10 protein-coding genes are annotated in these 12,574 nt (G+C 61.8%); 5 read left to right on the top strand and 5 right to left on the bottom strand.

Annotated features, from left to right (window positions below; all coding sequences use genetic code 11):
• Nucleotides 1-9 precede the first annotated feature (9 nt).
• From ACYP01_RS26090 to ACYP01_RS26070, 5 genes are all read right to left on the bottom strand, one after another.
• Entirely contained in the window at nt 10-861 is an 852-nt protein-coding gene (locus tag ACYP01_RS26090) for a mycofactocin-coupled SDR family oxidoreductase (protein WP_459683083.1), read from the bottom strand.
• Complete coding sequence (locus ACYP01_RS26085) at nt 858-1,871, bottom strand: ABC transporter permease (protein WP_459683082.1); 1,014 nt, start codon at nt 1,869-1,871, stop codon at nt 858-860. The genes ACYP01_RS26090 and ACYP01_RS26085 overlap by 4 nt, the downstream gene beginning before the upstream one ends.
• Before the next feature lie 8 nt (nt 1,872-1,879).
• The gene (locus ACYP01_RS26080) at nt 1,880-3,409 is read right to left on the bottom strand and encodes a sugar ABC transporter ATP-binding protein (RefSeq protein WP_459683081.1); all 1,530 of its coding nucleotides are present in this window, start codon (nt 3,407-3,409) and stop codon (nt 1,880-1,882) included.
• Nucleotides 3,410-3,426: 17 nt separating this feature from the next.
• Nucleotides 3,427-4,725, bottom strand: coding sequence for a sugar ABC transporter substrate-binding protein (locus ACYP01_RS26075; RefSeq protein ID WP_143542547.1), 1,299 nt, complete (start codon nt 4,723-4,725; stop codon nt 3,427-3,429).
• A gap of 72 nt (nt 4,726-4,797) precedes the next feature.
• A complete protein-coding gene (locus ACYP01_RS26070; protein WP_054187024.1) occupies nt 4,798-5,715 on the bottom strand; it encodes an alpha/beta hydrolase in 918 nt (305 codons plus the stop codon).
• A gap of 279 nt (nt 5,716-5,994) precedes the next feature.
• On the opposite strand from ACYP01_RS26070, the gene ACYP01_RS26065 reads away from it, so the two are divergent.
• From ACYP01_RS26065 to ACYP01_RS26045, 5 genes are all read left to right on the top strand, one after another.
• The gene (locus ACYP01_RS26065) at nt 5,995-7,965 is read left to right on the top strand and encodes an alpha-ketoacid dehydrogenase subunit alpha/beta (RefSeq protein WP_459683080.1); all 1,971 of its coding nucleotides are present in this window, start codon (nt 5,995-5,997) and stop codon (nt 7,963-7,965) included.
• Nucleotides 7,959-9,578, top strand: coding sequence for an AMP-binding protein (locus ACYP01_RS26060; protein ID WP_459683079.1), 1,620 nt, complete (start codon nt 7,959-7,961; stop codon nt 9,576-9,578). The genes ACYP01_RS26065 and ACYP01_RS26060 overlap by 7 nt, the downstream gene beginning before the upstream one ends.
• On the top strand, nt 9,547-10,305 hold the full coding sequence (locus ACYP01_RS26055) for a helix-turn-helix domain-containing protein (protein ID WP_459683078.1): 759 nt from the start codon (nt 9,547-9,549) through the stop codon (nt 10,303-10,305). The genes ACYP01_RS26060 and ACYP01_RS26055 overlap by 32 nt, the downstream gene beginning before the upstream one ends.
• Before the next feature lie 112 nt (nt 10,306-10,417).
• Nucleotides 10,418-10,972, top strand: a complete 555-nt coding sequence (locus ACYP01_RS26050) for a Fur family transcriptional regulator (RefSeq protein WP_378634127.1) — start codon at nt 10,418-10,420, stop codon at nt 10,970-10,972.
• 31 nt (nt 10,973-11,003) lie between these two features.
• Entirely contained in the window at nt 11,004-12,455 is a 1,452-nt protein-coding gene (locus tag ACYP01_RS26045; protein ID WP_003943483.1) for a catalase, read from the top strand.
• Nucleotides 12,456-12,574 lie beyond the last annotated feature (119 nt).

Raw genomic sequence — 12,574 nt, 5'->3', positions numbered from 1 at the left:
ATCGGAGAGCTATTTGACGAGTACGCCTGCGTCGACGGGCAGTGCGACGCCGGTGATGTACCTGGCTTCGTCGGACGCGAGGAAAAGCACGGCATTGCTGACGTCGACGGATTCGACCCACGGGATGGGCAGCGCATTCATCGCTTGCGACAACGGGGCGAAATCCTCCCGGGTCGGCTCGTCGATGTCCGGACAGAACAACTCGTACATGGCGTCGTTCATGATCATCGGAGTGTCGACCTGGGTGGGGTTGACGGTGTTCACTCGGATTCGGTGGGGAGCCAGTTCCTGCGCGAGAGTTTTCATCAACCCGTTGACGCCGTGTTTCGCGGCTGTGTAGTGCGCGATGTTGCCGTATCCCTTGAGCCCGGCCGCCGAGCTGGTCAGGATGATCGCGCCCCCGACGCCCTGTTCGATCAGGTAGGGGATTGCTGCCTTGGCGGTTCGCCACGTGCCGCTGAGATCGATGTCGACGACAGTGCCCCACTGGCTTTCGGTGAGTTCGTGTGTAGGTGATGGGATGTTGATACCGACGTTGGCACAGACGATGTCGACGTGACCGAACTGGTCGACTCCGCGGCCGAGGACACCTTTGATCGCGGTGAAGTCGCGAACATCGGCCACCTCGGCCAGAATTCGTCCGCCGACCGCCTCGACCGACCGGACGGTCTCGGCGAGGTCGGTTTCGCTTGCCGGCGAGTACGGAACGCCTTCGACATCGGCGCAGATGTCGAGCGCGATGATGTCTGCGCCTTCCTCGGCCAAGCGGATCGCATGTGCCCGGCCCTGGCCGCGTGCTGCGCCGGTGACGAACGCGACCTTGCCCGAAACTCTTCCGGTGGTGCGTGCTCTGGTGGTCACTTGATCACTCCGTATCGGCGTCGGTCGATGGTCAGTGCAACTGCGGCAATCACCACGATGCCCTTGATGACGAGTTGTGTGTAGGGGTCGACCGAGGTCAGGTCCATTCCGGCGCTCAGCAACACGATCACGAGTGCACCGAGGATCGTTCGATGTGGGCCGCCGACGCCACCGGACAGTGCGGTGCCGCCCACCACCACGGCTGCGATGGAATTGAGCAGGCTGGGGCCTGCACCCATCGGGACGCCGGTGCTGGCCTGGCCGGTGAAGATGATTCCGGCAATCGCGGCGACGGCTCCGGCAACCGCGAAGACCGCAAGTTTGGTGCGTCGTACGCGAACACCGACGAGTGCCGCGGCGCGTTCGTTGCCGCCCACCGCATACATGTGGCGACCGAACGACGTACCGAATGCCAGGACTGTCGCGCCGATGGTCAGCAGGATTGCGATCAGTGCCCCGTTGGGGACGTTGGGGATCATCGACTCGTTCACCAGGCTCTGGAGAAGATTCGAATTATAGGAAACAGGACCGCCTTTGGAGACGGTGTTGGAAATGCCGTCGAGTACGGACATCATTCCCAGCGTCACCAGGAACGACGGAACCTTGAGCATTGTCGTGATCAATCCGTTGACCAGTCCGACCACCGCCCCGGCGGCGATCACCATGACTATCGCCAACGGGCCGCCGAACTTGTCGATCCACGTGGCGATCAGAATTCCGGCGAGAGTGGCCGTCGCCGCCACCGAAAGATCGATACCACCGATCAGAATGACAAACGTGCCGGCGAGCGCGAGCACGGTCAGGAAAGCCATCTGGTTGAGAATGTTCTGCGCGGACGTCGCAGTGATGAAACTTTCCGTGCGCCACTGGAAATAGATGATCAGGACCAGCACTGCAACCGTCGGTACAACTATGTTGCGGTGCTGATCGAGTCGACACAGCAGACCGCGCGCGCCTGACGGCGCTGCGGCATCGCTGGCCGGCGATTGCTTCGAGAGTGTCTGGGTCACTGCATTCCTCACATCATGTGCTTGATCACGTCGACTTCGGCGGGCTTGTGCTCTGCAGGGGCCGCCAGCTCTGCGCTGATGACTCCGTCCTTCATGACCACGATTCGGTCGGACATTCCGATCACTTCTTCGAGGGATTCGGCGCACAGCAGCACACCGACCCCCGATGCAGCCATCGACCGGACCAAACCGTAGATCTCCTCTCGCGTTCCGACGTCGATTCCACGCGTCGGATCGCTGAGGACCAGCACTTTGCATTCGCGACCTTGCCACCGAGCGAAGATCGCCTTCTGTTGGTTTCCGCCACTGAGTTCCCCGATGGGCGTCGACAACGACGGGGCCTTGACCTGCAGCGCGCGGGCTAACTGCGTCGTCCGTTCCCTTTCGGTCCGTAAACGCAGTAGCCGCGTCCACGGGTGGCGGAGGAGATCGAGGAAGCCGATCGAGATGTTGTTTCTGATCGACGCGCTGCGGAACAGGGAGTCCTGGGCACGCTCCGGCGGGACGTACAAGACTCCGGCTGCCACGGCAGCGGGAACCGACCAGTGCTCGTGCGCAGTACCGTCGACGTGAATCGAACCCGCCGACAACGACTCCGCACCCGCGACTGCTGCAGCCACCGACGCTTTCCCCGAACCGATGACTCCGGCCAGTCCCACTACCTCGCCCGGTCGGACGACAAGATCGACGGACTCGAACTCGCCTGCGCAGCTTGCATCTCGGAGTTCGATCAACGGCTTCGTCGACAGCACTCCGGTCTGTTCGCCTTCGCGGTAGTAGTCCGCGCTGCGTTCGCTACCCACCATCAACTCGTGCAGTTGCTCCGCCGTGACGCCGTCAGCGGAGAGCGTTTCGATGGACCGCCCGTCGCGAAGTACGAGTAGCCGTGTGCTGATCCGCAGGACGTCTTGCAGGATGTGAGAGACGAAGATGAACGACACCCGATCGCGCCACCCCTCGATCAACGCGAAGAGGATTTCCACCTCGGTCTCGGTCAACGCGCTTGTCGGCTCGTCGAGCAGGATCACCGGCGCTTCGGTGGCGTCGGTGATCCGCGAGAAGGCACGTGCGATCTCGACCAGTTGCCTTTGCGGGTAGGTCAATTCGGCGACAACGGCGTCGGCGCGCAGCCCCTCGATGCCGAGTGTGTCGAGTAGCGACTGGGCGGCGTCGCGCATTCTCCGACGCCGGCCGGGTCCCCAACCACCTATCTCGCCCTCACGTCCGAGATAGATGTTCTCGTACACCCGCAGTGCATCGACCAATGACTGCTCCTGGACCACCACGGAGATTCCGAGTTCGCGGAGAGTACGCGAGTCGCCGAGTTCCACGTGTGTCCCGTTGACATCGAGGCTTCCGGCGTCGGGACGCACCGTTCCCGTCAAAACGCCGATCAGCGTTGACTTTCCGGCGCCGTTCTCACCGATCAAGCCGAGAACGTCACCTCGGCTGACGTCGAGTGAGACGTCCTGGAGGGCGTGAACGGGTCCGTAGCTCTTGCAGACCCCACGCAAGCTGATGGTTGCTGTGTCGCTCACCTTCGTATCACTCATTCTCAGGCCACGAGTTGGTCTTTGTACTGCAGCAACGGGCCCGAGCGGAACGCGGCTGCGTACTCGGTGCGTACTCCGGTGATATCTGCAGAGTTCCAAGCGCTGTTCAGCGTGTATTGGTCCTGCGATACGCCGGCGTAGTACTCCCGCGGATCGATCGGGTTGAGTACGGTCTGCGGGTCCCAATCGTCAGGATGCAGGGCCTTGCTCATTTTTGCCCAGTCGAACGGAAGTGTGGGTGCGTACACGGTTTTCAGTACGTCGTCGGCGATCTCCGGAGTCACCAGGAGTGCTCCCTGTGAAAGGAATCGCTCCGGCAGAGACAGGTCGACGCCGTTGAGTTGATCGAAGATGGTGACACCGAGAATTCCTGCCGTGAGTCCGCCGACCGTCGCACTGGTCAGGTATTGCTTTCCCTGCGCGATGTATTCGACGTTCTGCTTGTTACCGTCGAATCCGACCACGATCTTGCCGGTGATCTTCGCGGCGTCCAGTGCCGCAATGACTCCTGCAGCTTGACTGTCGTTCTGCGCGAACACCCCGACGAAGTCCGGCACCGAAGGCAAGATGTTCGTGAACGCCTTTCTCGCGTCTTCCGAAGTCCAGTTGCCCGGCGACGCGGTGACGATCTTGATTCCCGGGTAGTCCTTGGCCGCGGCGTTCAGTCCAGCTGTCCGTTGATCGTCGGAAGACGAACCCTTCTGCCCCGGAACATGAATGATGGTTCCGTTGCCGCCGACCTTGTCGAACAAAGCCTTGGCGGTTGCGACGGCGATCTTGGTGGACGGCGGTGTGATGAAGCGGACCCACTTGTCCGCGTCGGCCGGTGTGTACCAGGCGGGCGCCGTGTACGAGCTGGCATACAGAATCCCGGCTGCCTGGCAGGCTTTCGTGACAGCTGCCGCTTGAGCTTCGGTGGCGGGAGTACCGAAGATCGACTTGCCGCCCGAAGCGCGGACGTTGCCTACCTGTCCCAGCGCAGTGTTGACGTTGCCCTGGTCCTCCACCGAGGACATGCTCACGCCCAGCGCGTCCATCGCCTGCTTGCCGCCGTCCGAGAACGCGACGAAGTAGTCGTTGGAGAGAGTTGTGACCTGGCAGAGGGTCTTTTCCTGGACTTTGCCCGCGCCAGCGCCACCGCCGGCGGCGGTACTGGTGGAACTGCCGCCTGCTCCGCAGGCCACTGCGCCGAGGGTGATGCCTGCTGCGCCCATTGCGGCGAAGAAGGAACGTCGGGTCAGTGGATGAGAGAACGTCGCGTTTCGCGCGACGTCCACGATCTTCGATTCGATCGAAGGCATGATCACATCCTTGGTCTCACAAGAGGGGGCTCGAGAGGTTGTCTCGAGGTGTGGAGGAAACGGGAGATTTCGCTACTTCGCCAGCAGATGCGTTGTGAACCAACGGGAAGCGTGTTCGGCCGCTACTGCGAGCTTGGACTGATCGCTGTAGAGCGTCATGTGCGACGTGTGCGGTAGGACGACAAGTTCTTTCTTCGGAGTCGGGATGTTGTTGAAACTCTCGATCTCCAAGTCCCACAACGTGAGGTCGTCGCCTTCGGCGACGATCATCATCGACGGCGTGTCGAGAATCCGGGGTACGAAGTAGTTGACGTCGTAGTCGAGCAGGAGATCGACGGATTCCATGGTCGAACTGTTCTGGTAGAGAGGAGCTTCGGTGGCTTGAAGTGCCGCGAAGGTCGTCTTCGTCTCGGGGAACGGCCAGGACGACAGTTCTTCCTCGGGGTTCTCGCTCGCATGCGCGATGTGCAGTCGCTGATCCGGATCGTCGAAGCGGAGTCGGCGATCTTCGAGAATTGCGTCCCACAGCTTTCGATAACCCATGGTCCCGTGGATCCGACGCATGTTGCGGTACCCGTCGATCACCGGAATCTGAGACACGATGGCCTTCACCCGGGGATCGGTCGCGGCGAGAATCATCACGTGGCCGCCGGAGTAGGAAATTCCCCAGGCGCCGAGACGGTCGTTGTCGATGCCGGGAGTGCGCTCGAGAAAGCTCAGCGCGTTCTGATAGTCACGAATCTGTTGCTTCGGGTCCAGATGTTGGCGGGGCTCACCGTCCGAGACGCCCAGGTTGCGGTAGTCGAAGACCAGCGCAGCCATACCGGCCGTCACGAAGGCCTCGGCGTAATAGGGCATGACCAATTCGCGGACGTAGCACCAACCGCCTGCCAGTACGACGGCCGGAACGTCGTCGTCGGTGTCGGGTCGGTACAACCAACCGCGAACGGTGACTCCGTCGCTGGAGAATTCGACATCTTCACGGCGCATTGCGCGACTCCTCATGTAACGAGTGAAAGCTGAACGGAAGTAGGTACGAAAGAAAACGGACGGTCTTGTCGCCGTGCGTATTACGGCATCGACGCGGTTCGCTCGTGCCAACTGCCCCGAGCGGATCGTCGCGGATCCGAAGTACTCCGTAATCGTGAGTCACCTCACAGCCTTTGTCAAGTGTCACTGGACAGCAAGGAAAATCCGTCGGTATAGTCCTGCTCACCCACTGCGCATGTATTCGTAACGAGCGCAGCATTATTGGAGGTGTTCCGGCTCGTGAACGGCGAAGAAGTTCTGTGTGCCTACGAAAAGATGTTGTTGATCCGGATGATGGAGGAGCGCATCTCGGCGCTCTACAAGGGCGACACCATTCCGGGGTTCGTTCACACTTCGATAGGTCAAGAGGCGTGCGCGGTGGGGGCTCTCACTCATGCGCGGGTCAGTGACGTCATCACCTCGACGCACCGCGGGCACGGCCATGTTCTGGCAAAGGGTCTCGAGCCCGACCGGATGATGGCGGAGTTGATGGGCAAGGTCACCGGAGCCAACAACGGCCGGGGTGGCTCGATGCACGTGGCGGATCCCCGCTTGGGGATCTTCGGTGCGAACGGGATCGTGGGCGCGGGGTTGCCGATTGCCGTCGGTGCGGCTTTCGCTGCCAAGGATCGCGGTGAGGGCGATCTGGTGGTGGCGTTCTTCGGTGACGGGGCGATTGCGACCGGTGCGTTCCACGAGGCGATGAACATGGCTGCTCTGTGGAAGCTGCCGATCATCTTCCTGTGCGAGAACAACGGATTCTCGGAGTTTTCCTCGACGGTGGATCAGCATCCTGTCCCGATCTCTGCGCGCGCAGCGGGATACGGGATGAAATCGATCACGCTGGCAGGCAACGACGTCGAGGCGGTCGCCGACGGTATTCGGCCGGTGTACGAGCAGGTGCGAGGCAGCGGTGGTCCGGTGTTCGTGGAGGTCACGACTCTGCGGGTGCACGGGCACTACGAGGGCGATCCGCAGGTGTACCGCGACAAGGACGAGATGGCGCGAGACATTCTCGCGGCCGATCCACTGACGCTGACGCGTGGCCGACTCCGAGAGCTCGGCATCGGGGACGAAGTACTCGATCTGGTGGACAAGCGGGTGAGGGCGGTGGTCGCCGAGGCGGAGCGTTTCGCGCGGTCGTCGCCGCAACCGGAGGCGTCGAGCGTGATGGAGTACATCTTTTCGCCGCGTCGCATCTACCCGCCGGACCGCCTCGACGTGGGTGTCGGCGCGGGCGGCGCGGCCGTATCGCAGTCCAAGATCCTCAAGGCGGCGCTCGACGACTCTCTGGCGGCCGATCCGGATGTGTTTCTTGCCGGCATCGACGTTGCCGGCGGAAATGTTTTCGGTCTGACCAGGGGATTGGCCGCAAAGTATCCGGGTCGAGTGCTCGATACGCCGATCTCCGAATCGGCAATCATGGGTCTTGCCGTCGGCTCCGCGATGGCGGGCCGTAGGCCCGTCGTGGAACTGATGTACCTCGACTTCCTCGGGGTGTGCCTGGATCAGTTGATGAATCAGGCGGCAAAACTTCGGTTCATGACGGGCGGCGCAGTGAGTCTGCCGTTGGTGGTGCGGACGCAGTTCGGTTCCGGCAGATCGTCGGGTGGTCAGCATTCGCAGAGTCTCGAGGCGCTGTTGGCGCACATCCCGGGACTGACTGTGCTCATGCCGAGTTCGGGCGCGGATGCATACGGGTTGTTGCGGGCAGCGATCGAGGACGACAACCCGGTCATGTTCATCGAGCATCGACTGCTGTACGAGAAGAAAAGTCTGTTGCCGAGCAAGGATTTTCGGGTTCCGATCGGAAAGGCGGCGGTGACGAGACCTGGTTCGGACGTCACCATTGTCTCGTGGTCGCGTATGGCGATGCACGCCTTGGTCGCGGCACAGACGTTGGCAGAGGAAGGGATCGATGCCGAGGTCATCGATCTACGAACGATTGCTCCGCTCGATCGGGAGACGATTCTCGAATCATTCAGTCGGACGAACCGGATGGTCATTGCCCAGGAAGCTGTCGTGGACTTCGGCGTCGGAGCCGAGATCGCAGCTATGGCAGTAGATTCCGGGTTCTATTCACTGGACGCGCCGGTAGTGCGGGTGGGAGCACGGTACGCGCCTGCGCCCTATGCGCCGGTGCTCGAACGTGAGTGGGAAGTCGGACCTGACGACATCGTTGCAGCCGTTCGGCGGGTGATGTCGTGCTGAGCGCTACCCGCCCGCGGGCAATGACCGGCGGCGGGGTGCTGCCCGAGATGCTTCTCGACGCCCTGCGTCGCGATCCCGAAGCACTGGCCCTTGTCGACGAGAGTGTGCGGTGGACTTACCAGGAATTGGTGGACGCTGCAACGAGCTTTGCAGGCGCACTGCATAAATCGGGATTCGAGCCTGGAGAAGTGGTACTCGTTCAACTGCCGAACTGGTGGGAATCCGTGGTTGCGGCCTGGGGCACGTGGCTTGCCGGCGGCATTCTCCTTCCGGTGGTCCCGATTTACCGCGCACACGAGTTGTCCTTCATCATCGAGCAAGCTGAGCCGTCGGTGATCGTCGCCCCGCAGGAATACCGCGGATATCGTCACGTCGAGCAACTCGGTACGGTGCTCCGTGATCTGGGCCGAGAGGTTCGTCTGGTGGAGGCTCGAGGCGAAGGTGGGTTGCGACGCACAACATTCGACGACTTCCTGGACTTCGGGATGGAGTCGAACCGGCCCGACCGCTGCGCGGATCCCGACGATGTTGCCCTCGTTCTCTACACGTCGGGAACCACCTCGGCTCCGAAAGGCGTGCTGCACACACATCGGACCCTGATGGCCGAGAGTTCGAGCATGATCGCGCATTGCGGCGTGGACACGCAGGACCGAATCTTCATGCCTTCGCCGTTACCCCACATCACCGGGATTTCGTATGCGGTAGTTCTGCCGGCAGCAGCAGCCTGCTCTACCGTTCTGATGCAACGCTGGGTTCCTGAAGAGGCAGTTGGGTTGATCGAACGCGAGCAATGCACGTTCACCGTGAGCGCGACACCGTTTCTCCGTGGTCTCGCCGACGCCTACGAGAAGGGCGGATATCGACGATCTCAGCTGACCCGATTCGTGTGTGGTGGGGCCGGGATTCCGCCCGAGTTGGTGCGTCGGGCCCATCGTGTAATGGGGACGGCGGTTGTTCGCACCTACGGATCGACGGAACTTCCGACCCTCGTCATGGGTGATCCTTTCGGTGACATCGACCTGCAGGCAGAGGACGAAGGAGCTGTGATCGGCGGAAACGAATTCCGGCTGGGCGAAGACGACGAGCTGTTGGTGCGGGGCCCGGAACTGTTCGTCGGCTACGTCGACAGCTCGATCAACGAGGAATCGTTCACCGAGGATGGCTTTTTCCGGACCGGGGACGTAGCCGCCGTGGACGCACCTGGTCAGATCCGGATCACGTCACGGATCAAGGACATCATCAACCGGGGTGGAGAGAAATTCAGCGCTGCCGACATCGAGTGGGCCCTCGAGGCTCATCCCAATGTGGGAGAGGTGGCAGTGGTCGGGTATCCGGACGAGGAGCTGGGGGAGCGCGCGTGCGCTTTCGTGGTTCCGGACGGTGATCCGCCAAGCGTTCGAGATCTGCGGATCTTCCTGCTGTCCGAAGGATTTGCCGTTCAGAAGGCTCCGGAGAGAGTCGAGACCGTTGCGTCGCTTCCTCGGACGGAGAGTGGGAAGGTTCAGAAGTTTCTCCTGCGTCGAGCGTTAGGCTTGGGCTCCGCACAGGCGGTCCCCGAGACCTACGGAAGCGAGTTCGGACATGACGGCAACCGGCGCAAAGCCACCTCGTAAGGCGGCTGAGTCGACAGCGGCTGCATCGAAGAAATCGCAACCGCGCAAGACGACTCCCCAAAAGACGCCGGCACAGATGGAGTCGGCGCAGAAGAAGTCGGCACAGCAGAAGTCGGCGCCGGCCAAGGTGGCGGCGCGCAAACAGAAGGCGGAGGACAACGGTTTGGGGACGTCGGTAGGCAAGACGGTTCGTGCCGAACGCACGAGACAGGGAATCCCGGTTCGTGAATTGGCGAGGCGGCTCGGCGTATCGCCGTCCTTCCTGTCGCAGTTCGAACTGGGGCAGAGTCAGGCCGCGGTGAACACGCTTTTTGCGATCGCGACCGAACTCAACCTGTCGTTGGACGTGCTGCTCGGCAACAGCGTCGATCCGGAACGTGAATCCGCATCCGAAACGAAGACTCACGAACCGCGGATCTCCGACTGCCTCACCTTTCGGTCGGGTGTTCGCTGGCAACGGTTGGCGAACACTCCCGCGAACCATCACGTCCAGTTCCTCCTGACGGAGTACGAGCCCGGTGCCGACTCCGCGCCGGGCGATGCACCGCAGACCCATTCGGGTGACGACTACGGGTACGTGTTGGAAGGGACTCTGACGATCGACATCGACGGAATGCGTCGGCTGCTCAAGGCGGGTGAAGCGATACACCTGGTCGGGAACGTTCCCCACCGGTTGCGCAACGAGACGGACGAGACGGTCAAGGCGATCTGGTTCGTCCTGGGCTGAGTAACCGGGTGCGATGCACTGGGTGTGATGCCGCTAGGTGTGACACCGGCCTCGATTCAACTTAGGCAATCCTTTTCTTGACTAATTCCAGAAAAGCGGCATACTGGGAAACATGCGAGACGGAGAGCATGACTTCGACCCCCGAGCGCAACTGCGCGCCGTCGGGTTGAGGGTCACTGCTCCGCGCCTCGCCGTGCTGGATGCGGTTACAGCCCAACCGCATTCAGACGCCGATTCTGTTGCAGCACTCGTGCGGCAGCAGCTCGGATCGGTATCCACACAGGCCGTTTACGACGTGCTCAAGGCATGCGTGAACGCAGGATTGCTGCGACGCATCGAGCCTGCGGGTTCGCCCGCGCGGTTCGAGACGAGAACTGGTGACAACCACCATCACCTCGTCTGTCGCGGCTGCGGCAAGGTCGTCGACGTCGATTGTGTTGTCGGCCAAGCTCCCTGCCTCGAACCTTCCGATAATCACGGCTTCGAAATCGACGAAGCCGAGGTCGTGTTCTGGGGCCGTTGCCAAGATTGCCTGAAGAATTCTGCCGAATCCGACACCGAGTCGGACGCGGTCTCGCAGAATCGAATTGATGCGTCCAGAACCTCCGAGTCAGCCACCTCGCATGCAGCCCATGCGTTCGGCTCGGATGCAGCCCCGCTCCTCTGACGCCCAGCCCACAACGCTAGGAGGCTTCGCCATGACCAAGCCCACCACCAACAATTTCGGTATCGCGGTCGCAAGTGATGACGAATCGCTGACCGCGGGTATTCAGGGGCCGGTGCTCCTTCACGACCACTACCTGATCGAGAAGCTCGCGCAGTTCAACCGCGAGCGTGTCCCGGAGCGCATCGTCCACGCCAAGGGCGGCGGCGCTTTCGGTGAACTCGTCATCACACACGACGTCAGCAAGTACACCAAGGCCGCGTTCCTGCAGCCGGGTAAGAAGACCGAGTCACTCGTCCGCTTCTCCACCGTCGCCGGTGAGCAGGGCAGCCCGGACACCTGGCGCGATCCGCGCGGTTTTGCGATGAAGTTCTACACCGAAGAGGGAAACTACGACCTCGTCGGCAACAACACCCCGGTGTTCTTCATCAAGGACGCCATCAAGTTCCCCGACTTCATTCGTTCGCAGAAGCGACTGCCCGGCTCCGGTCTTCGTGACCACGACATGCAGTGGGACTTCTGGACTCTGCGTCCCGAGACCGCTCACCAGGTGACCTGGCTGATGGGTGACCGCGGTATCCCGAAGACCTGGCGCAACATGGACGGCTTCGGATCGCACACCTACCAGTGGGTCAACGCTGCGGGTGAACGCTTCTGGGTGAAGTACCACTTCAAGACCGATCAGGGCATCGAGTTCCTGACGCAGGCCGAAGCAGACAGCCTCGCCGGTAGCGATCCCGACTACCACCGCGCGGATCTGTACAACGCCATCGAGGCCGGTAATTTCCCGAGCTGGACACTCAAGGTTCAGATCATGCCGGTCGACGAGGCCGAAGGCTACCGCTTCAACCCGTTCGACCTCACCAAGGTCTGGTCCCAGAAGGACTACCCACTGATCGAGGTCGGCAAGTGGACGCTGAACCGCAACCCGGAGAACTTCTTCGCGCAGATCGAGCAGGCATCCTTCGAGCCGTCGAACGTGGTGCCCGGCATCGGATTCAGCCCGGACAAGATGCTTCTCGGCCGCGTCTTCTCCTACGCCGACGCACATCGTTACCGCATCGGCACCAACTACGCCGACCTGCCGGTCAATGCCCCGAAGAACGAGGTGAACTCCTACTCCAAGGAGGGCGCCATGCGTTACAGCTTCAATTCCCCGTCGACGCCGGTGTACGCACCGAACTCGTACGGCGGACCGCATGCCGATCCGTCGGTTGCCGGTGACGAAGGACTGTGGGCATTCGACGGCAAGGCAGTGCGCGCCGGATACATCGAGCACGCCGAGGACGGCGACTTCACGCAGGCCGGAACGCTGGTCCGTGAAGTTCTCGACGACGCAGCTCGTGAGCGCCTGGTGAGCAACATCGTCGGCCACGCCCTTGCCGGCGTCAGCGAAGAAGTTCTGCTGCGTGTCTTCGAGTACTGGAAGAACGTCGACGCAGATTTGGGCAAGCGCGTCGAAGAAGGTGTACGCGCAGGTCAGTGACCCGCTGACATGAGCATCGCCTAGGTCTACCGAATGCGGACCGCTGCAAGGGAAATCACTTCCCGGCAGCGGTCCGTTTCCGTCTACCCAACTACATAAGCGCAAACCAATAGACGAAG

The sequence above is a fragment of the Rhodococcus sp. no. 34 genome (assembly GCF_054589475.1).
The sequence above is the reverse complement of the archived record's forward strand: the minus strand, read 5'-3'. Positions and strand labels throughout refer to the sequence as shown.

Coding starts and splice junctions, on each gene's coding strand:
- ACYP01_RS26075 (WP_143542547.1), bottom strand. CDS start 4,725: ATGCCTTCGATCGAATCGAAGATCGTGGACGTCGCGCGAAACGCGACG.
- ACYP01_RS26070 (WP_054187024.1), bottom strand. CDS start 5,715: ATGCGCCGTGAAGATGTCGAATTCTCCAGCGACGGAGTCACCGTTCGC.
- ACYP01_RS26055 (WP_459683078.1), top strand. CDS start 9,547: ATGACGGCAACCGGCGCAAAGCCACCTCGTAAGGCGGCTGAGTCGACA.
- ACYP01_RS26050 (WP_378634127.1), top strand. CDS start 10,418: ATGCGAGACGGAGAGCATGACTTCGACCCCCGAGCGCAACTGCGCGCC.
- ACYP01_RS26045 (WP_003943483.1), top strand. CDS start 11,004: ATGACCAAGCCCACCACCAACAATTTCGGTATCGCGGTCGCAAGTGAT.